The following is a 24,814-nucleotide window of genomic DNA, read 5'->3' as shown; positions in this document are numbered from 1 at the left end:
AACCTGTCGCGGACACCCGCAATCGAGGAGCATCCGTGACGGTCACCGAGCAGTTCGCGACGCGCAGCGCCGTGCGCCGTGCGCCGGCCGCTCAGGCGACGGATCCCTCGGCTCCGCCCCGATCCGCCGGCCCCGGCCCGCTCGCGGTGCTCGCCGACGCCGGCCTCGAGGTGCCAGTGCTCGGCGGCGGGTTCGTGCGGCACGTGAACCTCGATGTCGCGGCCTCGGCGCCCGCGTTCGACGTCGTGGCGCAGCAGGTGACGCGCGTGCTGCCGTACTACGCGAGCGTGCACCGCGGGTCGGGGTACCCGTCGCAGCTGTCGACCTCGCTCGTCGAAGACGCCCGACTCGCGGTGGCCCGGCATGTCGGCGCCCGAGACGACGACCTCGTCGTCTTCACCCGCAACACGACCGACGCACTGAACCTGCTCGCCGGTGCCGTGCCCGGCGACACGGTGGTGCTCGACCTCGAGCACCACGCCAACCTGCTGCCCTGGCGTTCGCGCCGGCTCGTCGAGGGGCGGGCGACCATCGCCGCGACCCTCGAGGCCCTCGACGCCGAGCTCGCCCGCACGCCGGCCGCGCTGCTGTCGGTGACCGGCGCATCGAACGTCACCGGCGAGGTGCTGCCGATCGACCGGCTCGCCGAGATCGCCCACGCACGCGGCGCCCGCATCGCCGTCGACGCGGCGCAGCTGCTGCCGCACCGCCGGGTCGACGTCACGGCGTCGGGCATCGACTACCTCGCCTTCTCGGGCCACAAGGCGTATGCGCCATTCGGCGCCGGCGCCCTCGTGGGCCGGGCCGACTGGCTCGACGCGGCACCCGCCTACCTCGCGGGCGGCGGCGCCGTCGCCGCGGTGCGGGCCGACGGGGTCGACTGGAAGCACGGGGTCGAACGACACGAGGCCGGCACCCCCAACGTCATCGGCGCGGTCGCGATCGCCCGCGCGCTCGCCGAACTCGAGCGGCTCGGCGACGACGCGCGACGCGACCACGAGCACGCGCTCACGCAGCGACTTCACGCGGGCCTCGCCCGCCAGCAGGGCGTGCGCGTGCTCAGTGGATTCAGCGAGCCGCGCGATTCGGACGGCGGCGGGCCGAGCGACCGGCTCGGCATCGCGACGATCGAACTGGAGCGCGGCTCCGTCGGCCTCCTCGCCGCGGCGCTCGGCGCGGAGCACGGCATCTCGGTGCGCGCCGGCCGATTCTGCGCCCACCCCTTCTTCGAGCGCACGGCCACCCGGTCGAACGGCCTCCGGGCGAGCCTCGGCGCGGGCAGCTCTGCCGACGACGTCGACCGGTTCCTCGACGCCCTCGCCCGCCTCGTCGCCGATGGCCCGGCCCACGCCTACGACCACTCGCCTGAGGGCTGGTGTCCGCGCGTCGACGACCGCCCTCGCCCCGACTTCGCCCTCGCCTGAGACGGGTCTCCGCCCTCGCCGGAGACCACGCCTGCGGGGGCTTCCGTGTGATGGCGGCATCGCGCGGCCATCCGTCATCGAATCGATACGCAACGCCTGCTCCTCGTGGTCCACACTTGGCGCATGGGATCAGCGTTGACCACCATCGGACTCCCCGTCGCCCTCGGCATCATCATGTTCGGGCTCGGACTCTCACTCACCCCGGGCGACTTCGCGCGCGTGGCGAAGCATCCGAAGGCGGTGATCATCGCCCTCGTCTGCCAGCTGCTCGTGCTGCCGGCGCTCTGCCTCGGCCTCGTGCTCGTCTTCCAGCTGCCGCCGGTGCTCGCGGTCGGCATGATGCTGCTCGCCGCCTCGCCCGGCGGCACGACGGCGAACCTGTACAGCCACCTGTTCCGCGGCGACGTCGCCCTGAACATCTCGCTCACGGCGATCAACTCGGTGCTCGCGGTCTTCACGCTGCCCCTCATCACGAACCTCGCGATCACGTACTTCCTGCCGGGTGACGACGGGCTCGGACTGCAACTCGCGAAGGTCGTCGAGGTGTTCGCGATCGTATTGCTGCCGGTCGCGATCGGCATGCTCGTGCGCTGGTGGCGCCCGGGCTTCGCCGACCGCATGGACAAGCCCGTGCGCATCGCGTCCGTCGTCATCCTCGTGGTCGTCATCGCCGGGGCGATCGCCTCGAACCTCGAGCTGCTGCTCGAGAACTTCGGCAGTCTCGCCGCCATCACGGTGCTCTTCTGCGTGCTGAGCCTCACGATCGGCTACCTCGTGCCGCGGCTGCTGCGCGTCGGGCCGGCCCAGTCGATCGCGAGCTCGTTCGAGATCGGCATCCACAATGCGACGCTCGCGATCGTCATCGCGCAGACCGTCATCGGCAGCGTCGAGATGAGCCTGCCCGCCGCGGTCTACGGCGTGCTGATGTTCTTCGTGGCGCTCGCCTTCGGCTTCCTGATCCGCCGGCGGGGCCCGGCTCCCGGGCGAGCGGATGTCGCGGCCGGCGGCGTGCCCGCCGAGAGCAGGAGTGCCGGGGAGCCCGCGAGCTGAGCTCCCCGGCGGCCGGTGCGGAGGTGCCGGCGACCCGCGCGGATTCGTAGACTGGGCGGGTCAGGCATGGAAGGGGAGGCATGCAGCCGCTCGACGAGAAGGCCGTTCGCTCGCTCTTCGGCAATGCGAACGAGGCCGAGCTCGACCAGCTCGCGCTGCCCGTGCGCTTCTTCGTGACCGAGTGGGCGCCGCTCGACGCCTTCGGCTGGCGCGACCCCCGCATCCCGTCGCGCGGCTACCTCGTCACCGAGATCGAGGGGATGCCGGTCGGCATCGTGCTCCGGGCCGCCGATCGCACCGGCTCGCACCACCGCGCGGCGATCTGCAATCTCTGCCACACGCATCAGCCCGGCGACCAGGTGGAGCTGTTCTCGGCTCGACGCGCGGGCGCTGCGGGCGAACGCGGCGACAGCATCGGGACCTACATCTGCGCCGACCTCGCCTGCCAGGAGACCGTACGGCTCGGCCGCCCGCCTGCGCCGTCGGAGGTGCTGCCGAGCGTGCACGAGCTCGAGCGCATCGAGGGGCTCGCGCGCCGCACACGGGCGTTCGTCGCCGACGTGCTCGGCATCGCCTGAACGGTCAGGCGTCAGGCCGCGGCATCCGGAACCGGCTCGAGCGTCGGCCGCTTCGCCATGCGCCCGTCGCCGGATGAGCGGCCCGTGAGGCGCCGCCCGATCCACGGCAGCACGAACTCGCGGTAGTACGCGGCGGTATTGCGGCTCTTGGGGCCCGCCGGCGCAGCGGCGACCTCTTCGACGCCCCACTCGACGGGGACGGCGACGCCCAGCCCGGTCAGCACGTTGCTCGCGACGCGCGCGTGGCCGAGCGCGTTCAGGTGCAGCTTGTCGGGCGACCAGTAGCGGATGTCGCGGAGGCCCACGTCGTTGAAGTTGTCGACGAAGGTGACGCCGGGGCGGTCGGCGAGGTCGACGAGTGCCGCGGTGAGGCGCGCGCCGCGTGCGTCGAACACCTTGCCCATGGGGATGTGGTCGGTCGGGTTCGCGCCGCTCAGCATGAGCACGTGGATGCCCTCGGCGCGGATGCGCTCGATCGCGTCGCGGAAGCGGGCGGCCGTGACCTGCTCGTCCATGCGGGGGCGCAGCATGTCGTTGCCGCCGCCGTTGAAGCTCAGGAGCTCGGGCCGCAGCGCGATCGCGGGGTCGAGCTGCTCGTCGATGATGGGGCCGAGCTTGCGGCCGCGGATCGCCAGGTTCGCGTATCCGATGGGCTCGCGCGCGGCGGCGGCGAGGCCGATCGCCACGAAGTCGGCCCAGCCGCGCACGGAGCCGTCGGGGAGCTCGTCGCCGACGCCCTCGGTGAAGCTGTCGCCGATCGCCGCGTAGGAGTGGAACATGCCTCCACGCTATCGCGGGCCACCGGCGGCGTCGCCGCGCGGCCTCCGCTTCGGGGGCGCCGCGCCGGCAGCGCCGCATCGCCGGGTGCTCAGCCCGCGGTCTGCTTGGGCTCGATCTCGCAGTCGGCGCCGGGGTAGAGCAGGGTCTCGTGGCCGTCGTCGAACCGCACGAGGTAGGGCGGGCCGCCGTCTTCGCCGCGGATCTCGAGGATCTCGCCGCGGCGGGTGGCTTGGCCGACCTGCTTGCCGTGGATGATGAGGCGTTCTCCGACGGTTGCGTGCATCGCGTCCTCCTCCGAGTCCTTCCAGCGTACGCCGGTGGACGGGAGCGCGGAAGGGCGGCTGGCGGGGGTGCGAACCCTTCCCTCGAGCACGTTCGGCGGATAGGGTGGCCGGAGTGGGTCAGATGTCCCACTTCGAGCCGAGCGGATGCCGCGGCATCCGCTCACCGCCGCCAGTCGACGAACAGCGAGGTTCCCCATGGCCGATGCCGCCACCCCCGACCGCCCGGCCGAGGCGCTGACGTTCCCCCAGGGATTCCGCTGGGGCGCCGCCACCGCGGCCTTCCAGATCGAGGGTTCGACGCGCGAGGGCGGCCGCGGCGAGTCGATCTGGGACGTCTTCACGCGCACGCCCGGTCTCGTGATCGACGGCTCGAACGCCGAGCTCGCAGCCGACAGCTACCGTCGGTATCGCGACGACGTCGCACTGCTCGCCGGGCTCGACGCCGACGACTACCGGTTCTCGATCTCGTGGCCCCGGGTGCAACCCGGCGGCACCGGCCCCGCGAACGAGGCTGGGCTCGCGTACTACGACCGCCTCGTCGACGAGCTGCTCGCCGCCGGCATCGCGCCCGTGCCGACGCTCTACCACTGGGACCTCCCGCAGGAGCTCGAAGCCGCCGGCGGCTGGCTGAACCGCGACACCGCCTACCGACTCGCCGAGTACGCCGGCCTGGTGGTCGACCGACTCGGCGATCGCGTGCAGCGCTGGATCACCCTCAACGAGCCCGCGATGACGACCCTGCAGGGCTACGCGCTCGGCAGCCAGGCGCCGGGGCACGCGCTCATGATGGGGTCTTTGCCGACAGCCCACCACCAGCTGCTCGCGCACGGACTCGCCGTCGCCGCGATCCGCGAGCGGGGCGACGCCGAGGTCGGCATCACGAACAACCACACCCTGATGGTTCCCGCGACGGATGCCCCGGCCGACCTGTTCGCCGCGGGAGCCTTCGACCTCATCTACAACCGCATCTTCGCCGACCCCGTGCTCACGGGCGCCTACCCCGACCTCTCGGGCTTCGGCCTCGAGGCGATGCCGGGGCTCGAAGACGGCGACCTCGAGCTGATCGGCGCGCCCCTCGACTTCTACGGCATCAACTTCTACAACCCCACGCGCGTTGCGGCGCCGGCCGAGGGCTCCGAGTTCGCCGCGGCCGGCCTGCCGTTCGAGCCAGTGGAGTTCGAGGATGTGGCGACCACGGGATTCGACTGGCCGATCATGCCCGAGACGTTCACCGAGCTGCTCGTCTCGTTCGCGCGCGACTACGGCGAGCGGCTGCCGCCCGTCGTCATCACCGAGAACGGCGCGTCGTTCCCCGACGAGGTCGTGGAGGAGGCCGTCGACGGCGGGGTGCAGCGCACCGTGCACGACGAACGGCGCATCGGCTACCTCGACGAGCACATCGCGGCGGTGCGGCGGGCGATCGACGAGGGCGTCGACGTGCAGGGCTACTACCTGTGGTCGCTCACCGACAACTTCGAGTGGGCCGAGGGGTACACGCAGCGCTTCGGGCTCGTGCACGTCGACTTCGAGACCGGCGAGCGCACGCCCAAGGACTCGTACGCCTGGTATCGCGACCGCATCGGGAGCTCGCGCGGCTGAGCCCGCGCCTCGTGGCGGCGGCGCGCACCGCAGGTTCGGAGAACTGCACGGATTCGGGCCCGATCGCCCGGCAGGCTCCGAGGCTGTGGCGATCGCCGAAGTCGTGGTGCTCGGGAAGCAAAGGTGGGCGGAAGAGCGGCAGATGGCGGATGAAGAGGAGCGGCGGGGCGTCAGTCGACCGCGAGGAGCGCGGCCCACAGGTCGGCCCGGGCGTGGAAGCCCGAGAGGTCGCGGCCGAGCAGGCGCTCGGCGAGCGCGATGCGGCTCCGCACGGTGTGACGGTGCACCCCGAGCGCCTGCGCCGTGGCGTCGAACTGGCCGCCGTGTTGGAGCCACGTGCGGGTCGTCGTGAGCAGCGTCGTGCCGTTCTCGGCGTCGTGCTCGGTGAGCGGGGCGAGCGTCGCCAGCGCGACGGCGCGGGCATCGGTGCGGGCGAGGAACGCGAGCACGCCCTGCCGGCTGATCTCGTCGAACAGCACGACGCCCGAACCGGATTCGCGGGCGCGTTCGACCGCTCGCAGCGCCTGCTCGTGGGCGAGCGCGATGCCGCCCGTGCCGACCGGGTCGGAGAGGCCGACGGGTAGCTCGAACTCGGTCGCGAGCTCATCGGCGAGCGCGGTGTCGACCTCCTCGAGCAGCAGCACGAACTGCTCGTCGTCGCGGCCGAAGAAGAGGCGTCCGCCGCGCTCCTCGACACGCAGCTCGAGCAGCTCGGTCAGGCGGTCGACGGCGGTGAGCGGGGCATCCATCACGGCGATGCGCATCGGCGCCGACGGGAGCGGCCCCCACATCTCGGTCGCGACCCGCTCGGCGAGCGTCAGATCACCCGCGAGGATGCCGCGGAGCAGCCCCGACCGCAGGTGACCGCGTGCCCGGTCGAGGTCGCGGTTCTGCTCGAGCGCGAGGCCGGCGAGGGCGATCACCGAGGTGACGACCTCGCGACCGGCCTGGTCGAGTTCGGGGGAGTCGCCGATCGCGAGCACGCCGCGGAGCGCACCGCCGCCGCCCAGCGTCTGCAGCGTCATCCGCTGCGGCGACCCGGCCGACTCGCCGGCGACGAGCGTGCGGCTGGCCCGCTGGCCTCGGCGCAGCATCGAACGCGCCTCGCCCACGACCTCGCCGAGGAGCGGCTGGCCGAGTCCGTCGTCGGGCGCTTCGCGGTCGAGCGACCCCGTGGCGTCGATCAGCCCGACCCATGCCCCGAGGCGGTGGGAGAGCTCGGCGAGCGTCGCGGACAAGCCGTCGGGGCGGAGGGCGGCGAGCGAGATCGCCCGCTGCGCGTTCAGCGCCCATGCCTGCCGTGCGTAGGCGTCTTCGGCGATGAGGTCGGCGACCGTGCGGGCGATCGCGATGAACGGAACTCGGTAGGGCACCTCGAAGAGCGGCAGGCCCTGGGCGATGCACGCCTCGACGAGCGACTCGGGCGTGCCCTCGCGGATCACCTCGGTGCCGAAGCCGAGCGCGGCGACACCCGTCGCGCGGAGCCGCGCGACGTAGCCGGCGGCGAAGCCGGCCTCGGCGTCGTCGCCGAACTGGGTGCCGGTCGTCAGGAGCACGTGGCCGGCATCGAGGAAGGGCGTGGGGTCGGCGAGGTCGGAGCTGTGCGCCCAGACCACGCGCGCCGAGAGCGCCCCCTCGGGCAGTTCGGCTGCGGGGGTGAGCAGGCCGAGCGCGAGCTCGGGGCGGTCGAGCAGGGTCTGCACGGTCGGCTGCACTGGGCTCCTCGGCAAGTGGCGCGCGGTGTACGCCGCGTCGAACATCCAGCCCTGAGTGTACAACCGGGCGCCAGGCATGGCGCCCTTTGTGACAGCGGCCCGCCGGGTGCCGCAGCTGCGTCTCAGGTGACGGTGCCCTGCCGGGCGAACCGGGGTTCGCGCCACGCCTCCGTCGCCAGGATGTCGGCGAGGGCATCGACCGCGTCCCACACATCGGTGTGCGACACGTACAGCGGAGCGAAGCCGAACCGCATGAGGTCGGGTGCCCGGAAGTCGCCGATGACGCCGCGTTCGATGAGCGCCTGCATGACGGCGTATCCGTCGCCGACGCGGAGCGCCACCTGGCTGCCGCGCTGCGACGACTGGCGGGGCGTGACCACCTCGACCCCCCACTCGGCGAGACGCGTGTCGACGAGGGAGATGAACAGCTCGGTGAGCCGGAGGCTCTTCTCGCGCACGAGGTCCAGGTCGACCTCCGCCCACAGGTCGAGGCTCGCCTCGAGCGCGGCGACCGAGAGGAGCTGCGGCGTTCCGACGCGGAAGCGGGTGACCCCCGCGGCCGGCGTGTACGCCACCTCGAAGTCGAAGGGGGTCGCGTGCCCGTGCCATCCGGTGATCGCGGGTCTCGCTTCGGCGTGATGGCGCTCGGCGACCCACATGAACGACGGCGAGCCGGGGCCGCCGTTGAGGTACTTGTACGTGCAGCCGACCGCGAAGTCCGCATCCGCCGCCCGCAGGTCGACCGGCACCGCCCCGACGCTGTGGCAGAGGTCCCACACCATGATCGCGCCGGCCTCGTGCACGCGGCGGGTCACCTCGGCCATGTCGTACATGCGCCCGGTGCGGTAGTTCACGTGCGTGAGCACGACGACCGCGACGTCGTCCCCGAGCACCTCGTCGAGGCCGGGACCGTCGTCGTCGACCAGCCGCCGCTCGAGCGGCTCCGCAGCCCCGGCGAGCGCCTGCACGCTCTCGAGGATGTAGAGGTCCGTCGGGAAGTTGCCGCGCTCGGAGACGATGACCCGGCGATCGGGCCGCAGGCGCGCGGCAGCCATCGCGACCTGGAACAGGCTCGCCGACGTCGAGTCGCCGAGCACGACCTCGCCAGGGCCCGCGCCGATGAGCGGCGCGATGCGATCGCCGAGCACGAGGGGCTTCTCGAACCAGCCGGCAGCGTTCCAGCTCCGGATGAGGCCGGTGCCCCACTCCTCGGCGATGACGCGCTCGACGTGCGCCGACGTCGCTCGAGGCAGTGCCCCGAGCGAGTTGCCGTCGAGGTAGACGACGCCGTCGGGCAGTGCGAAGCGCTCGCGGAACGAGGCGAGCGGGTCGGCGGCGTCGAGGTCGGCGCACGTCGCGCGGTCGATGGAGATGGGGGCGGATGTCGCGATGCTCATGTGCGGGCATCCCTTCACGGTTTCGGGGGCGGGGCGGGCGGGGCGAGGCGGGCAGGGGCGGCGGAGCGAGGGCTCGAGCTGGTGAGCTCGGATCAGAGGCCGAGGAAACGACGGGCGTTGCCGTGCCGGATCGCTGCCTTCTGCGCGTCGGTCAGGAAGTGAGCCCGGTCGACGACCGCGCCCACCGGGCGCTCGCCCAGGGGGTACGGGTAGTCGCTGCCGAGCATCACCTGCTCGGCGCCGAGGGTGTCGACGAGGAGGCGCAGCGCCGCCGGGTCGAACACGACGGAGTCCACGCTGAAGCGGTCGAGGTATCCCGACGGCGCCAGCTCGCTGACGCCGACGAGGTCGGGGCGCCGATGCCACGCGTTCTCGAACCGCCCGAGCCAGAACGCGAACGAGCCGCCGCCGTGGGCGAAGCCGATGCGGAGCGTCGGCGGGACCCGGTCGAAGACGCCCCCGAGGATCATCGCGATGATCGAGAGATGCGTCTCGGCGGGCATGCCGGTGAGCCAGCGTGCCATCCACCGCTCCAGTCGCGGCGAGCTCGGCATGTCCCACGGGTGCACGAGCACGGGAACGCCGCGATCGGCGCAGTGCTGCAGGAACGTGATCATGCCCTCGTGATCGAGGTCGCGGTCGCCGACGTGATTGCCGATCTCGACGCCGAAGTGGCCGTTGCCCATGCAGCGATCGACCTCGGCGCACGCGGCATCCGGATTCTGGAGGGGCACCTGCGCGAACGGCAGGAGCCTGCCGGCGCCCGGCTCGCAGATGTCCAGTGCGAGGTCGTTGAAGATCCTGGCGACCTTGACGGCTTCGTCACCGCTCTTGTCGTACGAGAAGAAGACGGGGGTCGGCGAGACGACCTGGAGTTCGACGCCGTCGGCCTCCATGTCGGCGAGCCGCACGTCGGCGTCCCAGCAGTCGGCACCCACCCGACGGAACTCGGCGTCGCCGAGCATGATCATCGCGTCGTGCTCCGAGTCGACCCGCAGCGACGGCCAGGTGCCCGGCCCGACCTGTGCGGACAGGTCGGGCCAGGCACGCGGCACGTAGTGCGTGTGGACGTCGATCGAGCCCACCTGGTTCAGCCCTTGCCGGGGTGGACTGCGCCGCAGTTCGGGCAGGTGCGACCCTCTTCGCTCTCGTAGAACTCCCGGAACACGGGGGGCAGGTCTTCGACGATGTCGCGGACCTGCAGCTCGACCTCGTGCACCTTCTCGTTGCAGTTCGGGCAGAACCACGCGAACTTCTCGAGCGTGCCCTCCTCGCGGATGCGCTCGATGACGATGCCGATCGAACCGGCCTCTGGGCGCTGCGGGGAGTGGTACACGTTGCCGGGGAGCAACCACATCTCGCCCTCGCGGATGTCGATGCGCTGGAGCCCGTCCTCGGTCTGGATGTTCACGTGCATGTTGCCGCGGTACTGGTAGAACCACTCCTCGTAGGGGTCGAAGTGGAAGTCCGTGCGCTGGTTCGGGCCGCCGACGACCTGCACGATGAAGTCGCCCATCGGCGCCCAGGCCGCCTTGTTGTTCACCGGCGGCTGCAGCAGATGCTCATGCTCGCGGATCCAGGCCGGGAAGTCGATCACGGGTGGGATGGTGGTCATGATTCCTCCTTGAGTGCGGTCGTGCCGGTCGTGCTGTTCGGTTCGCGGCGCCTCGCGATCACCTGGATCTCGATGCGCAGGTGCGGGTGGGGCAGGGCGTGCACGGCCACCGTGGTGCGGGCCGGGCCGGTCTCGTCGAAGGTCTCCGCCCAGACGGCGTTGTACCGGCCGAAGTCGTTCATGTCGACGAGGTACGTCGTCGCCTGCACGACGTCGTCGAGCGTGCAGCCGCATGACTCGAGCACCTCGCGGATGTTCTCGATGACGGCGCGGGTCTGCACGGCGATGTCGAGTGTCGTGGTGCCGAACCCGTCGACCTCGGCTCCCTCGATCGTGTTGTCGGGCCGGCGGCTCGACGTGCCGGAGACGAGGACGAGGTCGCCCGAGACCTTCGCGTGCGGGAATCGGCCGCGCGGAGTGGCCTTGCCGGCGAGAGTGACGGCGCCGGATGGGTCTGCCGCGCCGGACGGGTCTGCGGTGCCCGCGGTGCCGGCGACCCTGCGGTCGTGGTCAGGCATCACGGCCTCCTTCGCTGCCGTCGATGCGGATCGACACGCGACCGAGGCCGGCCACGGTCGCCTCGACCTGTCCATGCCGGGGCACGGGAGCCGCTGCCGTCGCGGCACCGGCGAGCAGCACCATTCCGGCGCGGAGCGCGAAGCCGTGCGCGGCCGCGAGGCGGCGGGCGGCGGCGACGGCACGGTGCGGATGACCGAGCACCGCTGCGGTCGAACCCGTGTCGACGAGCCGGCCGTCGATCTCGAGCCGCACTCCGCGATTGCCGAGATCGCCCGCCTGCGCTGCGCCGACCCACGGCCCGACGACGAACGCCGCCGCGGAGGTGTTGTCGGCCACGACGTCGTCGAGCGAGAAGCGGAAGTCCCGGTACCGGGAGTCGATGATCTCGAGCGCCGGAGCCACGGCGGCGATCGCGTCGGCGGAAGCGCGTTCGTCGTCGGGGGCGATCTCGTCGAGGTCGGCCCCCAGCAGGTAGGCCACCTCGGGTTCGATGCGCGGATGGATCGCGGCACGGGGGTCGAAGACCCCGCCGTCGTCGATGCGCATCGCGTCGGTGAGGGTGCCCATGATGACGTCGGAGACGCCCATCTGCTGCGCCTTCGCGCGGCTCGTGAACCCCAGCTTCACGCCGACGACGCGCTCGCCACGAGCGAGCCGGCGCGCGACGAGCGCATGCTGGGCCGCGTAGGCCGTGCCGAGGCCGATCGCGGCGTCGGGAGAGAGCTGCCGGATCGGCGATGCCGTGCGCTGCGCCTTGTCGAGCGCCGCCGCGAAGGCGGCCGCCGCGGTCATGCCGCGCTCCCGTTCGAGTCTGCTCTCGCGGCGACGAGGTCGAGCGCGACGTCGACGATCATGTCCTCCTGGCCGCCGACCATCCTGCGGTCGCCGAGTTCGATCAGGATGTCCCGGGCGTCGAGCCCGTAGCGGGCGGCAGCGCGCTCGGCGTGCAGCAGGAAGCTCGAGTAGACGCCCGCGTAGCCGAGCGTGAGGGTCTCGCGGTCGACGCGCACCGGGCGGCGTTGCAGCGGCCGGATGAGCTCCTCCGCGGCATCCTGCAGCGCGAACAGGTCGCAGCCGTGCTGCCAGCCCATGAGGTTCGCGGTCGCGACGAACGCCTCGATCGGACAGTTGCCCGCACCGGCGCCCTGACCGGCGAGGGAAGCGTCGACCCGGTACGCGCCGTGCTCGACCGCCGTGATGCTGTTGGCGTTCGAGAGCGAGAGGTTCTCGTGCGCATGGATGCCGATCTGGGTGCCGGGGTCGAGCACCTCGCGGTAGGCGTCGATGCGGTCGGCGACGCCGCGCATCGTGAGCCGGCCGCCCGAGTCGGTGACGTAGACGCAGTGGGCGCCGTACGACTCCATGAGCTTCGCCTGCGATGCGAGGCCGCGGGGGTCGTTCATGTGGCTCATCATGAGGAACCCCGAGACATCCATGCCGTGGTCGCGGGCCCAGCCGATGTGCTGGGCGGCGACGTCGGCCTCGGTGCAGTGCGTGGCGACGCGCACGCTCTGCACGCCGAGGTCGCGGGCGCGGTGCAGGTCGTCGATGGTGCCGATGCCGGGCAGGATGAGCGTCGTGAGCTTCGCGTGCTGCAGCACCTCGGCGGCCGCTTCGATCCAGCGCTCGTCGGTGCTCGCGCCGTGGCCGTAGGTCACGCTCGAGCCGCCGAGTCCGTCGCCGTGGGCGACCTCGACGGCGTCGACGCCGGCCGCGTCGAGCGCCGCGGCGATCTCGCGGACCTGTTCGACCGAGTACTGGTGGCCGACCGCGTGCATGCCGTCGCGGAGCGTCACGTCCTGTACGTAGACGCGTGGCGCGAAAGCGGCGGCGGCGGATGCCTCGGTGCTCGCGGTCATGCCGGGACCTCCGTTCGTTCGGCGGCGCGCCGGGCGATGAGCCGCTCGGCGGTGCGCAGGGCGGCTGAGGTCATGATGTCGAGGTTGCCCGCGTATTCGGGGAGGTAATGGCCCGACCCGGTCACCTCGAGGAAGATCGAGATCTTCGTGCCGCGGAAGGGCCGGTCGAGCGCGGGCACGTACGCCTCGTCGACCTCGTCGAACTGCACGGGCTGCTTGAGCACGTAGCCGCCGACGTAGGTCTGCACCTCGGCGAGCATCGCCGCGACCGACTCGTGCACGGCGGCCTCGTCGAGCGTGCCGTCGGCGGCACGGCCCTCGACGAGGCACACGACCGTGTCGCGCATCACGAGCGGGGGCTCAGCGGGGTTCAGCACGATGATGGCCTTGCCGCGCTCGGCGCCGCCGACGGCCTCGATCGCCCGCGCGGTGGTCTCGGTGAACTCGTCGATGTTCGCGCGGGTGCCCGGTCCGGCCGATCGGGAAGCGATGGAGGCCACGATCTCGCCGTAGGCGACCGGTGCGACCCGCGAGATCGCCGCGACCATCGGCACCGTCGCCTGGCCGCCGCACGTCACCATGTTGACGTTGCCCGCATCGAGGTGCGCTTCGAGGTTGACGGGCGGGACGACGTACGGGCCGATGGCCGCCGGAGTGAGGTCGACCATGACCCGGCCGTGGTTGCGCACGATCGCGTCGTTGCGGGCGTGGGCGCCGGCGGATGTGGCGTCGAAGACGAGTGCCACGTCGCCGAACTCGGGCATGCCGACGAGGCCGTCGACCCCCTCGTGGGTCGTCGCGATCCCGAGTCGTCGGGCGCGTGCGAGCCCGTCGGAGTCGGGGTCGATGCCGACCATCGCAGCGACGTGCAGCGACTCGGAGAGGCGGATGACCTTGATCATGAGGTCGGTGCCGATGTTGCCGGAACCGATGATGGCGACGCCCGTGGTCATGCGGCTGCTCCTTCTGCACGTGAGTCGGTGAATGCGGCGCGTACTTCGCCGAGGCCGTCGATGCGGGCGCGGAAGACTCCCGGCCCGGTCACGGCGACCATCGGGCCGAGGGCGCCCGAGAGGATGATGTCGCCGGCTCGCAGCGGGCTGCCATGGCGGGCGACGGCGCGTGCGAGCCACGCCACGGCGGTCACGGGGCTGCCGAGGCAGGCGGCGCCCGATCCGGTCGAGACGACCTCGCCCGCGAGGTCGAGGCTCATGCCCGCGGCCGCGAGGTCGAATCCGTCGAGCGATCGGGGGGTGGTGCCGAGCACGATGGCCCCGCTCGAGGCGTTGTCGGCGATCGTGTCGGCGATGCGGATGTCCCAGCCGGCGATCCTCGAGTCGACGACCTCGATCGCGGGGAGCACGAACTCGGTGGCCCGTAGCACGTCGGCGACATTCGCCGTGGGGCAGGCGAGGTCGCCGCCGAGCACGAAGGCGACCTCGGCCTCGACGCGGGGCTGGAGGAAGCGGGCGAGGTCGAGCGGCTCGCGGTCGGCGGCGACCATGTCGTCGAAGAGCGCGCCGTAGTCGGGGGAGAACACGCCGAACTGCGCCTGGACCGCCGGAGCCGTGAGGCCGATCTTGCGCCCGATCAGGCGGCGACCCGCGGCGAGGCGGCGTGCCACGCCGAGCGATTGCACGGCGTACGCGGCATCCTGGTCGTCGCCGAGGAGATCGCGGACGGGAGCGCATGGCGCACCGGTCGCCGCTGCGGTGCGGAGCCGCTCGTCGGCGTCGCGCACGGCCGTCGCCGGCACGGACACGGGTTCTCCGCCGATCGCGGCGCTCACAGCTGCACGCAGACGTTCGTCGGCTCGGTGTAGAACTCGAGCGAGTGGTGGCCGCCCTCACGGCCGATGCCCGAGAGGCCGACGCCGCCGAAGGGGCTGCGGAGGTCGCGCAGGTACCAGGTGTTGACCCACGACATGCCGACGCGCATCCGCTGTGCCACGCGGTGCCCGCGGCTGAGGTCGCTCGTCCAGGTGACGGCGGCGAGTCCGTAGTCGGTGTCGTTCGCGAGTGCGACGGCCTCCTCCTCGGTGTCGAACGGGATGAGCGCCGCGACGGGCCCGAAGACCTCCTCCCGCACGGTGCGGTGCGAGTTGTCGAGTCCGGTCCAGAGGGTGGGTTCGATCCAGGAACCGCCGTCGAGCGCGTCGCCGAACGAGGGGATGCCGCCGCCGGCGAGCAGCGTCGCGCCCTCCTGCTGGGCGAGCTCGAAGTAGGAGCGCACCTTGTCGCGGTGCGCCTGCGAGATCAGGGGGCCCGTGGTCGTCGCGGGGTCTTCGGGCCGCCCGAGCCGGAGCCGCGCGGCCTGCTCGGCGAGGCCCGCGGCCACGTCGTCGAAGACCGCGCGCTCGACGTAGATGCGTTCGGTGCAGAGGCACACCTGCCCGGTGTTCAGGTAGGTCGAACGGGCGAGTCCGGCGATGGCCGTGTCGAGATCGGCGTCGGCGAAGACGACGGCGGCGTTCTTGCCGCCGAGCTCGAACGAGACGGGTCGTACGCGCGGGGCCACCGCGCGCATGATGGCCGACCCGGTCGAGGACTCCCCGGTGAAGGTCACGCCGTCGATGCCCGGATGCGTCGTGAGGAGCTCGCCCGCGGAGCCGGCGCCGAAGCCGTGCACGACGTTCACCACGCCGTCGGGGACCCCGGCTTCGGCAAGGATCTCGGCGAGGAGCGTCGCCGACGACGGCGTCTCCTCGGACGGCTTGACGACCACGGTGTTGCCCGAGGCGAGGGCCGGCGCGAGCTTCCAGGTGAGCAGCAGGAGCGGGAGGTTCCACGGGACGATGATCGCGACGACGCCGAGCGGCTTGCGCAGCGCGTAGTTCAGCGCCGTCCGGCCCCCGGGGAGCTCGGTCAGGAAGGAGTCGAGGCCGGCGGAGGAGACCGTGTCGGCGAAGGACCGGAAGTTCGCGGCCGCACGGGCGACGTCGAGGTCGCGGGCGAGCGTCTCGGGCTTGCCGGTGTCGCCGACCTCGGCGGCGACGAGGTCGTCGAAGCGGCGCTCGATCGCGTCGGCCACGCCCCGGAGGAGCCTGGCGCGCTCGCCGACGGACATGCGTCCCCAGGGGCCGTCGAGCGCGGCGCGCGCTGCGGCGACGGCTCGATCGACCTCGGCGGCGCCGGCCTCGTGCACCTGGCCGATGAGCGAGCCGTCGACGGGGTCGATCTTGTCGAAGCCGCGCACGCCGTCGACGAACTCGCCGTCGATGAAGTTGCGGATCGCTCGTGCGGTGCGCGGTGCCGGTGCCGTTGCCGGTAGCGACGTCGTCTGGGGGGTCATGTGGTTCAGGCTAGGAACTCGGGGGGATGCCGACAAATACTCTCTTGTAGCGCTGCCATGCCCATACGGCTATAGTCCCGGCATGGTCACCGATCGCCTCCTCGACGGCCGGCTCAAGATCCGGCACCTCGTCCTCGTCACCGCCATCGCCGACGAGGGCACGCTCGTGCGCGCCGCCGAGTCGCTGCACATCACCCAGCCCGTGGTCACGCGGGGCCTCCGCGAGGTCGAGGACCTACTCGGCGTCGCGCTCTTCGAGCGTCTGCCGCGAGGCGTCAGGCCGACCCAGTACGGCCATGCGTTCATCGAACGCGCGCGTTCGGTGCTCGCGGAGCTGCGCATCGCGGGCGAGGAGGTGCGGCTCCTGCAGTCGGGGCAGCTCGGCACCGTCACGGTCGGCACGCACCTCGCGGGCTCGAACCTGCTCCTGCCGCGGGCGATCGCCACGCTCAAGGCGGAGCATCCGCGACTGACCGTGGTCGTGCGCGAGGGCACGCCCGACATGCTCCAGCAACTGCTGCTCGCGGGGGACCTCGACCTCACGGTCGGCCGGCTCTCGCCGACGGTGCCGGTGCGGCTCGAACAGGAGCGCCTCCACCAGGAGCCGATCCGACTCGTGGCACGGGCCGGGCATCCCGTGCACGGGGGATCGCGCACCGCGCTCGCCGACCTCATCGCCTATCCGTGGATCTTCCCGGTCGCCCAGACCGCCCTCCGCGCCGAGCTCGAGGCCGTGTTCTTCCACGAGGGGCTTCCGCTGCCCGCCGACCGCGTCGAGTGCACGTCGATGCTGACGCTGCGGAACCTGCTGGTGTCGACCGACGTCATCGCCGCGCTGCCGATGTTCATCGCGGTCGACGATCGCGAGCTGCGCATCCTCCCGACCCCGCTGAGCTCGATCCGCCGCTCGGTCGGCGTCACCCTGCCGAAGGACCGGGCGCCGTCCGCGGCTGCGGCCGCCCTCCTCGGCCACCTCCGCGAGGAGGGCGAACGACTCGCCGAGCTCGCACGCGAGTACGCGACGTCGGAGCCGCGACGGTTCGGCTGATATGTCTGAACGGTCATAGCTGGGAGCCGGATAGATATTGGACAGCATCGGTCCATCTCGCGACGCTGGGATTCACGGCGCTTCGCGGTGTCGTGACCGACAGTTCCCGATCTTCTGCCAACCCCTGGAGGCGACATGGCCGGCTCTCCGTACGTGCCCGATGCGAAGAAGTACCACCCCGACGACTTCGAGCGCGTCGATGGCGAGCCGACCGATCCCGACCCGGCGAGCTGGGGCATGCAGCCCGACGGCTCGTTCCTGCCGCCGGCCTCCACCCCCTCGGTGCCGCGCGACGTCTTCGTCGACTGGCCAGGGCAACTCCCGTACCGCGACGCCGAGACCTACAGCCTGAACGCGACATCCGAAGCGTTCTATCCCATCGTCGTGAACACGAGCCACTCGTGGCAGTGCATCTACGACCTCGACGGCACCCGCTACATGCTGCACTACGGCGGCGGCAACCACTGGAAGCTCTACGACATCACCGATCCGCGCGATCTGAAGATCGTCGACGAGGAGCAGTGGGGCTGGGGAGACTCTCGCCCGAGCTTCGGCGCCGTGACGGTGCAGTGGAACGAGCAGCTCGGCAAGCACATCGCGATCCAGGCGAACGAGACGCCGCGGTACTTCCTCAACGGCCGCGTCGCGAACAAGTGGACCGACGACACCGTCGAGGGCCAGCTCCTCGAGTGGGAGGGCCTGCGCGGCTTCCGCGTCTTCGAGGTGAACGGCCCGAGCCCCCGCGACTGGACCCTGCTCACCGAGGTCTCGACCGACCCGAACCACGGGCCCGACGAGGTGCAGGAGGGCAACGGCGTGCTGGACCTCCCGGTCTACTACGGCGACAAGTACCTGTTCGTGGCGACCGCGCCCGACAACACCTTCACGAACCAGCCGTACAAGACCACGCTCTGGGCGGCCGGCCATGCCGCCTACGACGTCTCCGACCCGGCGAACCCCGTGCACCTCTCGACCTGGTGGGTGCCGGGCACTCGCGCCGGCGAAGAGGCCGACTCCGAGTACCTCGCGGGCAACGAGCGCTGGAACAACAAGACCTCGTGGTTCGGCTCTCGCATGGGCATCTTCATGCCGCGATCGGTCGAGTCGGGCTGGAAGTACGGCTACGCGGCGCAGGGCGGCCAGGGCTTCTTCGTGCTGGATGTCTCGGACCCGTCGAACATCCACCACGTCGGCTGGTGCGACCTCCCGGTGAGCGTCGCCGGCACCGAGGGCGACAACGTCGACACCACCCAGGTCGAGGAGACCGGCTACGTCTACGTCTCGGGCTACCCGATGAACACCGACTGCTACGAGCCCGCCAAGGAGATCTACCAGATCGACGTGAGCGACCCGGCGCAGCCGCGGCTCGTCCGCACGATGCCGCGCCCGATGCCGCCGGCCGAGGCCGCGTTCACCGACTGGGCGCAGCGACGAGGATCGTTCGGGCCGAAGCGCTCGGGCTACTTCACCAACACCGGCACGCCGCACGGCGGGGTCATCCCGTACGCGTTCTACGCGGCGGGGCTCCAGATCTTCGACGTGCGCGACCCCGAGAACCCGAAGGTGGGCGCGTACTTCGTGCCCCCGATGGGACTCAAGGACGACGACGACCTCGCGGCACCGGTGCACGGCATCTTCGTCGAGTGGGACCGCAACCTCATCTGGCTGTTCGCCAACCACGGCATCTACGCGGTCTCCACGCCCCTGCTGGGCGAGCCGGTCGTCGGGCTGCCGACCCCGCCATCCGTCGCGAACTGAACCGGCGCCGAATCGTCCCCCCGCGAAAGTCGACCATGAACCAGACATCCAGGCCGTGGCCAGCCCTCTGGGCACTCGTCATCGGGTTCTTCATGATCCTCGTCGACACGACGATCGTCTCGATCGCGAACCCGGCGATCCTCGCCGACCTCGACACCGACCTCACGGCGGTGCTCTGGGTGACGAGCGCCTACCTGCTCGCCTATGCCGTGCCGCTGCTCATCACGGGACGGCTCGGCGACCGCTTCGGGCCGAAGCGGGTCTACCTCGTGGGGCTCGTTGTGTTCACGCTCTCGTCGCTCTGGTGCGGGCTGTCGGGCGACATCACGACGCTCATCGCCGCCCGCGCGGTGCAGGGCCTCGGGGCGGCGCTCATGACCCCGCAGACGATGGCCGTCATCGCCCGGGTCTTCCCCCCGAACCAGCGCGGCGCCGCCATGGGCCTGTGGGGATCCGTGGCCGGCGTCGCGACCCTCGTCGGCCCGATCCTCGGCGGCGTGCTCGTCGACTCGCTCGGCTGGGAGTGGGTGTTCTTCGTGAACGTCCCGGTCGGCGTCGTCGCGTTCGCGGCGGCCTGGCGGTTCGTGCCCGACCTCGAGACGCACGGGCACCGCTTCGACTGGCTCGGCGTCGTGCTGAGCGCGGTCGGCATGTTCCTCGTCGTCTTCGGCATCCAGGAGGGGCAGGCCTACGACTGGGGCACGATCACCGGTCCGATCACCGTCTGGGGCGTCATCGTCTCCGGCATCGTCGTGCTCGCCGCATTCGTGGTCTGGCAGGCGTTCAACCGCGCCGAGCCCTTGCTGCCGCTCGGGCTCTTCCGCGACCGCAACTTCGCACTCTCGAACGTCGCGATCTCGCTCGTCGGCCTCGCGATGACGGCCATGCCGCTCCCGCTCGCGTACTACTTCCAGGTGGCGCGCGGACTGAGCCCGACCCAGGCCGCGCTCATGCTCGTGCCGATGGCCGTCGTCTCCGGCGTGCTCTCCCCGCTCGTCGGGCGCTTCAGCGACCGCGTCGATCCGAAGTGGGTCGCGCTCACGGGGTTGTCGACGTCGGCGCTCGCGCTCGGCGGCTACGCCGTACTCCTCGGCCCGGATGTCCCGTACTGGCTGCTGCTCCTGCCCTCCGCGCTGCTCGGGCTCGGCGTCTCGGGGATCTTCGCCCCGCTCGCGTCGACCGCGACCCGGAACCTCCCGTCGGCGCTCGCGGGGGCCGGTTCCGGCGTCTACACGATGACCCGGCAGGTGGGGTCGGTGCTCGGTTCCGCGGCGATCGCGGCGCTGATGAGCTACACCCTCGCCGCCCAGTTGCCGGGCCTCGACGCCGAGCACGCCAGGCCGGGCGGCGGTGCGCCGACCGCCGAGGTCGCCGAGGGGTTCTCCGCGGCGATGGCGCAATCGCTCTGGCTCGCCGTCGCGGGATTCGCGGCCTGCGCCGTGGTGGTGGCGTTCTTCGCCAAGCCGAAGGTCACCGTCGGATGGGGCGAGGCGCGAGGCGCCGGGGCGTCCGTCGCCGGTTCGTTGTCCGATTCGGCCGGCGCACGCTGATGGCCGCCGAAGCATCCGCCGGGGCACCCACCTCGACCAGCGGGATCCAGAATACAAAAATCGTCACGGAAAGTTGAGCAGCGACATGACTCACGCAAGCGGCGGCGGTCGACTCGTCGTCGACGGCCTCGAGAAGCAGTACCTGCTCGACGGCGCCGAGGTCCCGGTGGTGAAAGGCGTCACCTTCACGATCGAGCCCGGCACCTTCACCTCGCTCCTCGGCCCTTCGGGCTGCGGCAAGACGACCACCCTCCGCTGCGTCGCCGGCCTCGAGAACAGCAACGGCGGCGTGATCTCGCTCGACGACCGGGTGCTCTCCACCGGGTCGCAGCATGTGCCGCCCGACAAGCGCGACGTCGGCATGGTGTTCCAGAACTACGCGATCTGGCCCCACATGACCGTCTTCGCCAACGCGGTGTTCCCGCTCCAGGTCTCGGCGGGCAAGCTGCCGAAGAAGGAGGCGAAGAAGCGCGCGATGGAGGCGCTCGAGCTCGTGCAGCTCGACGGCTTCGCCCACCGACCGGCCACGGCGCTCTCGGGCGGCCAGCAGCAGCGACTCGCCCTCGCCCGCGCCCTCGCCCACCGTCCGCGACTGCTGCTGCTCGACGAGCCGCTCAGCAATCTCGACGCGAAGCTTCGCGACACGATGCGCAACGAGCTCCGGAGCCTCCAGCAGCGGCTCGGCATCACCGCGCTCTACGTCACGCACGACCAGTCCGAGGCGCTGTCGATGTCCGACCGGGTGGCGGTCATGAACCAGGGGCGCATCGTGCAGGAGGCGGCCCCGCGCGACCTCTACTACCAGCCGGCCGATCGATTCGTCGCCGACTTCGTGGGCCGGGTCAACATGATCCCCGCCGTCGTGCGCGACCGCGACGGCGCCGGCGACGCGCTCGTCGAGGCGTTCGGCACCCGGCTCGTCACGCCCTGCCCGAGCGGGGTCGCGAAGGGCGCCGATGTCACCGTCACCTTCCGGCCCGAGAGCGTGCGCTGGCACGAAACGGCTCCTGACCGCCCGAACCTGCTGCCCGCGAGGGTCGTACGGGTCGAATTCCTCGGCGAGATCGTCGAGTACGAGGCGGAGGTCCTCTCGGGGCAGACCGTCGTCGGCAGCATCGTCGGACGCGGCGCCCCGCTGAACTCGCCCGCGACCGGCGACTCCGTCTTCATCGAGCTGACCCCGCAGGCGTGCCGCGTCCTCGCGGCATAGGTCCACCCCCAACCACGAGATCCACGTCAGAGAGGACATCCGGATCATGAACACACTCACAGCACGAAGCGGGCTGATCGCCCTCGGGGCGGCAGGGTTGCTGCTCCTCAGCTCTTGCAGCACCCCCACCGAGGCATCCGGCGCGATCGAGCCGACCGGCGAGGTCGAACTGGCCGATTGCGAGGTCGTCGAGATCGGTGCGATCACGCGGTGCGAGAACTTCTACGACGACTTCTGGCCACAGATCGACGAGCAGATGGACGCCCTCTACGAGACCGCCAAGCAGACCGACGGCGGCAAGCTCGTGATCTGGGACTGGTACGAGCTCTCGCCCGACGTGATCGCCGAGTTCAACTCCCGCTACCCCGACCTGAAGATCGAGACGCGCGGCCTCACCTACAACCTGTCGTCGGCGATCATCTCGGCCAAGGCCACGGGCTCGCGCAACACCGACATCATCTCGGGCTCGCTCGTGTCGGCGGCCACGATGACCGACGAGGGGTACTGGGCCGACATCGACTGGACGGCGTTCGGCGTCCCCGCCGAGTTCTTCACCATCGGGGATCCCGCGATGCTGCCGGACAGCGTCAACGGCTCGCTCATGCAGGTCAACACCGACAAGATCGAGGCACCCTCGACGCTCCCGGGACTTCTCGACCCGCAGTACCAGGGCAAGGTGTCGGTCGCGAGCTACAACGCGAACGTCTTCGCCGGCTACGGCATGGTGGAGGGCGAGGATGCGATGGTCGAGCTGATCGACGAGCTGAAGTCGTCGGGCACGCTGCAAGTGCTCGAGGACCAGGACTCGCAGCTGTCGAGCGGTGACGTGCCGATCGCGCTCGGCCAGACCCTCTTCAACCCGAACCCGAGCCTCACGGTCTCGCCGTACGAGAACTCCGGGGTGTTCGCCCAGTTCTCCGGCGTGAACGTCGATGCGAAGAACCAGGCCGGCGCCATGCTGTGGTCGCTCTGGAACGCGTACGACCCCGACTGGCTCGAGCTGCGCATGACCGACGAGCGCTTCTCCACCACCCAGGTGCCCTACCCGGGTCTGCCGACCGCGCTGTTCGACTCGGCGACGGGACTCATGAAGACCAATGCCGACGCACTCCTCGCGGGCCTGCAGGGCGGGGCGGTCACGGAGACCGTCGACACCCGCGACGAGTGGATCGCGATGATCAACGCCGCCGACGCGGCACTGAACGGATAGCACGTGTCTCAGGCAGGACGGACCACGAACGCCGAGCGCACTCGGCCGACCTCGATGAAGATCGCGACGGTCATCGCCGGAGCGGTGATCTTCCTCCTCCTCGCGATCCCGCTGGCGGTCCAGGTCATCACGGCGTTCCGTGGTCCGTTCCTGCCGTTCGGCGTCTCGTCCGCGAAGTGGTCGATCGAGAACTTCACGACCCTCTGGGAGCTCCGCGAGGACTTCTGGGCCGTGATCGGCTCGACCGCGGCCTTCGTCGGCGGGTCGACCGTGCTCTCGCTCGCGATGGCGTTCGGGCTCGCGTGGGTGACGGTGCGCACCGACGCGCCGCTCCGGCGGGTGATCTCCGTGCTCGTCGTCGTGCCCTTCATCATCCCGCCGATCGTGAAGGCGCAGGCCTACCTGCTGATGCTCTCGCCGGAGTCCGGCGTGCTGAACCAGCTCCTGCGCCTGCTGCCGGGCGACCTCGTGATCGACCCGTACTCGTTCGTCACGATGACCGTCATCCAGGCGCTCACGAACGTGACCTTCCCCTTCCTCATGATCGTCCCGATCCTGACGAGCATGGACGGTTCGCTCGAGGAGTCCGCACGCGTCTCGGGGGCGTCCTGGCCGCAGACCCTTCGGCGCGTGACCCTGCCGATGCTGTGGCCGGGCCTGCTCGGCGTCGCCGTGCTGACCTTCATCCTCGGCCTCGGCAGCCTCGAGGTCCCCCTCCTGTTCGGCCAGGAGAGCGGCCAGTCGATCTTCGCCCTGAAGCTCTGGAACCTCATCAGCGCGGGGGCCGGTGAGCTGCCGCAGTACGGACTGGCAGCAGCCTGGGGATGCGTGTTCCTCGTCATCACGACGATCGCATTCGTGATCTACCTCCGCGCGACGAGGAACGCCGAGCGGCGGGCCTCGATCTCGGGCAAGGGGTTCCGGCCCACCGTCATGAAGCTGGGCGGCTGGCGCATCCCGGTGATGATCCTGATCTCCGTCTTCGTGCTGCTCACGGCGATCCTGCCGCTGTTCGCCCTGTTCTGGTCGGCGATCACCCCGTACCCGATCGCCTTCTCGTTCACCGCCCTCGTCGAGCAGACCCAGTTCGGCTCGTTCGGCGCCGTGCTCGGCGATCCGGAGTTCTGGGCCTCGCTCGGCCGCACCCTGATCATCGCGGGCGCCAGCGCCACGATCGCGTGCGTCGCGGCGACGGTGCTCGCCTACGGCATCGCGAGAGCCCGGCGCACGGGCTGGACGAAGGCGATGGACCTCTTCGCGTCCTCGTCGGTCGCGATCCCCGCCGTCATCGCCGGCTTCGCGATGTTCCTCACGTTCATGGTCATCAATCCGGTGATCCCGCTGGCCGGCACGATCGCCGCGCTCGTCATCGCCTATTCGTATCGCGTGTCGATCGCATACCGGGCGGGGTACAGCGCGACGCTGCAGATCCGCATGGAGCTGGAGGAGGCCGCGCTCGTCAGCGGCGCCAGCCCGCTCGAGGGGTTCCGCCGTATCGTCGCTCCGCTGCTCATGCCGACGGTCTTCGCCGTGTGGATCCAGATGTTCGTGCTCGGCACCAACGAGTTCACCCTGCCGGCGTTCCTGGCGACGCCCGAGTCCCGCCCGTTGTCGGTCTACATGTACGCGATGATCAGCCCCCGGTCGGCCCAGCTCTACGCCCCCGACCAGGGCGCGGCGATGGCGCTGATCTTCACGCTGCTCGTCTTCGCGATCGGCTACGGCCTGCAGTGGGCGGTGTCGCTCCGCGCGATCGGCCGGGCGAAGCGTCGCAATCCGATTCCCGGCGTCGGGACGGCGTCGGTGCTGCCGCCGGCACTGCCGGATGCGCCCGACACCCGGGCGGTGGCCGCACAGGACCTTCGCGACGAGCGGGAGCTGACGAGGAGCTGAACAGGAGCTGATCGGCGCACGACCGAACGCGCAC

General features: G+C 71.1%; 22 protein-coding genes. 10 read left to right on the top strand and 12 right to left on the bottom strand.

What is annotated here, in order from left to right; translation table 11 throughout:
- Positions 1 to 35 precede the first annotated feature (35 nt).
- The 3 genes from ASD23_RS02765 to ASD23_RS02755 all read left to right on the top strand — a co-directional run bounded on the left by ASD23_RS02765 (position 36) and on the right by ASD23_RS02755 (position 3,052).
- Entirely contained in the window at positions 36 to 1,424 is a 1,389-nt protein-coding gene (locus ASD23_RS02765; protein WP_200941666.1) for an aminotransferase class V-fold PLP-dependent enzyme, read from the top strand.
- Positions 1,425 to 1,547: 123 nt separating this feature from the next.
- Positions 1,548 to 2,474, top strand: coding sequence for a bile acid:sodium symporter family protein (locus ASD23_RS02760; protein WP_056005927.1), 927 nt, complete (start codon positions 1,548 to 1,550; stop codon positions 2,472 to 2,474).
- Between the two features lie 80 nt (positions 2,475 to 2,554).
- Positions 2,555 to 3,052 (top strand): FBP domain-containing protein, encoded by a 498-nt coding sequence (locus ASD23_RS02755; RefSeq protein WP_056005924.1) that lies wholly within the window; start codon positions 2,555 to 2,557, stop codon positions 3,050 to 3,052.
- Between the two features lie 11 nt (positions 3,053 to 3,063).
- Here ASD23_RS02755 and ASD23_RS02750 read toward each other — a convergent pair whose 3' ends face one another.
- On the bottom strand, positions 3,064 to 3,831 hold the full coding sequence (locus ASD23_RS02750; protein WP_056005921.1) for an SGNH/GDSL hydrolase family protein: 768 nt from the start codon (positions 3,829 to 3,831) through the stop codon (positions 3,064 to 3,066).
- An 89-nt stretch (positions 3,832 to 3,920) separates the two neighbouring features.
- Positions 3,921 to 4,115 carry a DUF1918 domain-containing protein gene (locus ASD23_RS02745; RefSeq protein WP_056005918.1) on the bottom strand — a complete coding sequence of 65 codons (195 nt, stop codon included), beginning with the start codon at positions 4,113 to 4,115 and terminating at the stop codon, positions 3,921 to 3,923.
- Between the two features lie 196 nt (positions 4,116 to 4,311).
- Between ASD23_RS02745 and ASD23_RS02740 the strand changes: the two genes are divergently transcribed.
- A complete protein-coding gene (locus ASD23_RS02740) occupies positions 4,312 to 5,715 on the top strand; it encodes a GH1 family beta-glucosidase (RefSeq protein ID WP_056005916.1) in 1,404 nt (467 codons plus the stop codon).
- Positions 5,716 to 5,885: 170 nt separating this feature from the next.
- On the opposite strand, the gene ASD23_RS02735 is transcribed toward ASD23_RS02740, so the two are convergent.
- The 10 genes from ASD23_RS02735 to ASD23_RS02690 form a co-directional block, all read right to left on the bottom strand.
- Positions 5,886 to 7,430 carry a PucR family transcriptional regulator gene (locus ASD23_RS02735; RefSeq protein WP_235507610.1) on the bottom strand — a complete coding sequence of 515 codons (1,545 nt, stop codon included), beginning with the start codon at positions 7,428 to 7,430 and terminating at the stop codon, positions 5,886 to 5,888.
- A 122-nt stretch (positions 7,431 to 7,552) separates the two neighbouring features.
- Complete coding sequence (kynU, locus tag ASD23_RS02730; RefSeq protein ID WP_056005909.1) at positions 7,553 to 8,827, bottom strand: kynureninase; 1,275 nt, start codon at positions 8,825 to 8,827, stop codon at positions 7,553 to 7,555.
- A gap of 92 nt (positions 8,828 to 8,919) precedes the next feature.
- Positions 8,920 to 9,912, bottom strand: a complete 993-nt coding sequence (locus ASD23_RS02725) for an amidohydrolase family protein (protein WP_056005906.1) — start codon at positions 9,910 to 9,912, stop codon at positions 8,920 to 8,922.
- A gap of 5 nt (positions 9,913 to 9,917) precedes the next feature.
- The gene (locus tag ASD23_RS02720) at positions 9,918 to 10,442 is read right to left on the bottom strand and encodes a 3-hydroxyanthranilate 3,4-dioxygenase (protein WP_056005903.1); all 525 of its coding nucleotides are present in this window, start codon (positions 10,440 to 10,442) and stop codon (positions 9,918 to 9,920) included.
- Positions 10,439 to 10,960: a RidA family protein gene (locus tag ASD23_RS02715; RefSeq protein WP_056005900.1), complete on the bottom strand. Its 522-nt coding sequence runs from the start codon at positions 10,958 to 10,960 to the stop codon at positions 10,439 to 10,441. Before ASD23_RS02715 ends, ASD23_RS02720 begins: the two co-directional genes overlap by 4 nt.
- Positions 10,953 to 11,753, bottom strand: a complete 801-nt coding sequence (locus tag ASD23_RS02710; RefSeq protein ID WP_056005897.1) for a 2-keto-4-pentenoate hydratase — start codon at positions 11,751 to 11,753, stop codon at positions 10,953 to 10,955. The genes ASD23_RS02715 and ASD23_RS02710 overlap by 8 nt, the downstream gene beginning before the upstream one ends.
- Entirely contained in the window at positions 11,750 to 12,820 is a 1,071-nt protein-coding gene (dmpG, locus tag ASD23_RS02705) for a 4-hydroxy-2-oxovalerate aldolase (protein ID WP_056005894.1), read from the bottom strand. The genes ASD23_RS02710 and dmpG overlap by 4 nt, the downstream gene beginning before the upstream one ends.
- Positions 12,817 to 13,773: an acetaldehyde dehydrogenase (acetylating) gene (locus ASD23_RS02700; RefSeq protein ID WP_056005891.1), complete on the bottom strand. Its 957-nt coding sequence runs from the start codon at positions 13,771 to 13,773 to the stop codon at positions 12,817 to 12,819. The genes dmpG and ASD23_RS02700 overlap by 4 nt, the downstream gene beginning before the upstream one ends.
- Positions 13,770 to 14,609, bottom strand: coding sequence for a 2-keto-4-pentenoate hydratase (locus ASD23_RS02695; protein WP_327019773.1), 840 nt, complete (start codon positions 14,607 to 14,609; stop codon positions 13,770 to 13,772). The genes ASD23_RS02700 and ASD23_RS02695 overlap by 4 nt, the downstream gene beginning before the upstream one ends.
- On the bottom strand, positions 14,606 to 16,111 hold the full coding sequence (locus tag ASD23_RS02690) for a 2-hydroxymuconic semialdehyde dehydrogenase (protein ID WP_056005888.1): 1,506 nt from the start codon (positions 16,109 to 16,111) through the stop codon (positions 14,606 to 14,608). Before ASD23_RS02690 ends, ASD23_RS02695 begins: the two co-directional genes overlap by 4 nt.
- An 82-nt stretch (positions 16,112 to 16,193) precedes the next feature.
- Between ASD23_RS02690 and ASD23_RS02685 the strand changes: the two genes are divergently transcribed.
- The 6 genes from ASD23_RS02685 (at position 16,194) to ASD23_RS02660 (ending at position 24,780) form a co-directional block, all read left to right on the top strand.
- The gene (locus ASD23_RS02685; protein ID WP_056005886.1) at positions 16,194 to 17,159 is read left to right on the top strand and encodes a LysR substrate-binding domain-containing protein; all 966 of its coding nucleotides are present in this window, start codon (positions 16,194 to 16,196) and stop codon (positions 17,157 to 17,159) included.
- Positions 17,160 to 17,294: 135 nt separating this feature from the next.
- Positions 17,295 to 18,917 carry an LVIVD repeat-containing protein gene (locus ASD23_RS02680; protein ID WP_056005883.1) on the top strand — a complete coding sequence of 541 codons (1,623 nt, stop codon included), beginning with the start codon at positions 17,295 to 17,297 and terminating at the stop codon, positions 18,915 to 18,917.
- A 35-nt stretch (positions 18,918 to 18,952) separates the two neighbouring features.
- Complete coding sequence (locus ASD23_RS02675; protein WP_056005880.1) at positions 18,953 to 20,467, top strand: DHA2 family efflux MFS transporter permease subunit; 1,515 nt, start codon at positions 18,953 to 18,955, stop codon at positions 20,465 to 20,467.
- Between the two features lie 85 nt (positions 20,468 to 20,552).
- Positions 20,553 to 21,677 carry an ABC transporter ATP-binding protein gene (locus tag ASD23_RS02670; RefSeq protein ID WP_056005877.1) on the top strand — a complete coding sequence of 375 codons (1,125 nt, stop codon included), beginning with the start codon at positions 20,553 to 20,555 and terminating at the stop codon, positions 21,675 to 21,677.
- A gap of 46 nt (positions 21,678 to 21,723) precedes the next feature.
- Entirely contained in the window at positions 21,724 to 22,887 is a 1,164-nt protein-coding gene (locus ASD23_RS02665; RefSeq protein ID WP_056005874.1) for a hypothetical protein, read from the top strand.
- Positions 22,888 to 22,890: 3 nt separating this feature from the next.
- Positions 22,891 to 24,780, top strand: a complete 1,890-nt coding sequence (locus ASD23_RS02660; protein ID WP_157376987.1) for an ABC transporter permease — start codon at positions 22,891 to 22,893, stop codon at positions 24,778 to 24,780.
- Positions 24,781 to 24,814: the final 34 nt, after the last annotated feature.

Origin of the sequence: Agromyces sp. Root1464, from assembly GCF_001427265.1 — a bacterium.
In the GTDB taxonomy this organism is placed as follows: Bacteria; Actinomycetota; Actinomycetes; order Actinomycetales; family Microbacteriaceae; genus Agromyces; species Agromyces fucosus.
The sequence above is the reverse complement of the archived record's forward strand: the minus strand, read 5'-3'. Positions and strand labels throughout refer to the sequence as shown.

Excerpts from the sequence above, each read along its gene's own strand:
- ASD23_RS02740 (WP_056005916.1), top strand. The coding sequence starts at position 4,312 with ATGGCCGATGCCGCCACCCCCGACCGCCCGGCCGAGGCGCTGACGTTC.
- ASD23_RS02745 (WP_056005918.1), bottom strand. The coding sequence starts at position 4,115 with ATGCACGCAACCGTCGGAGAACGCCTCATCATCCACGGCAAGCAGGTC.
- ASD23_RS02680 (WP_056005883.1), top strand. The coding sequence starts at position 17,295 with ATGGCCGGCTCTCCGTACGTGCCCGATGCGAAGAAGTACCACCCCGAC.
- dmpG (WP_056005894.1), bottom strand. The coding sequence starts at position 12,820 with ATGACCGCGAGCACCGAGGCATCCGCCGCCGCCGCTTTCGCGCCACGC.
- kynU (WP_056005909.1), bottom strand. The coding sequence starts at position 8,827 with ATGAGCATCGCGACATCCGCCCCCATCTCCATCGACCGCGCGACGTGC.
- ASD23_RS02760 (WP_056005927.1), top strand. The coding sequence starts at position 1,548 with ATGGGATCAGCGTTGACCACCATCGGACTCCCCGTCGCCCTCGGCATC.
- ASD23_RS02710 (WP_056005897.1), bottom strand. The coding sequence starts at position 11,753 with ATGACCGCGGCGGCCGCCTTCGCGGCGGCGCTCGACAAGGCGCAGCGC.
- ASD23_RS02665 (WP_056005874.1), top strand. The coding sequence starts at position 21,724 with ATGAACACACTCACAGCACGAAGCGGGCTGATCGCCCTCGGGGCGGCA.
- ASD23_RS02750 (WP_056005921.1), bottom strand. The coding sequence starts at position 3,831 with ATGTTCCACTCCTACGCGGCGATCGGCGACAGCTTCACCGAGGGCGTC.
- ASD23_RS02675 (WP_056005880.1), top strand. The coding sequence starts at position 18,953 with ATGAACCAGACATCCAGGCCGTGGCCAGCCCTCTGGGCACTCGTCATC.
- ASD23_RS02715 (WP_056005900.1), bottom strand. The coding sequence starts at position 10,960 with ATGCCTGACCACGACCGCAGGGTCGCCGGCACCGCGGGCACCGCAGAC.
- ASD23_RS02700 (WP_056005891.1), bottom strand. The coding sequence starts at position 13,773 with ATGACCACGGGCGTCGCCATCATCGGTTCCGGCAACATCGGCACCGAC.
- ASD23_RS02690 (WP_056005888.1), bottom strand. The coding sequence starts at position 16,111 with ATGACCCCCCAGACGACGTCGCTACCGGCAACGGCACCGGCACCGCGC.
- ASD23_RS02670 (WP_056005877.1), top strand. The coding sequence starts at position 20,553 with ATGACTCACGCAAGCGGCGGCGGTCGACTCGTCGTCGACGGCCTCGAG.
- ASD23_RS02720 (WP_056005903.1), bottom strand. The coding sequence starts at position 10,442 with ATGACCACCATCCCACCCGTGATCGACTTCCCGGCCTGGATCCGCGAG.
- ASD23_RS02755 (WP_056005924.1), top strand. The coding sequence starts at position 2,555 with ATGCAGCCGCTCGACGAGAAGGCCGTTCGCTCGCTCTTCGGCAATGCG.
- ASD23_RS02685 (WP_056005886.1), top strand. The coding sequence starts at position 16,194 with ATGGTCACCGATCGCCTCCTCGACGGCCGGCTCAAGATCCGGCACCTC.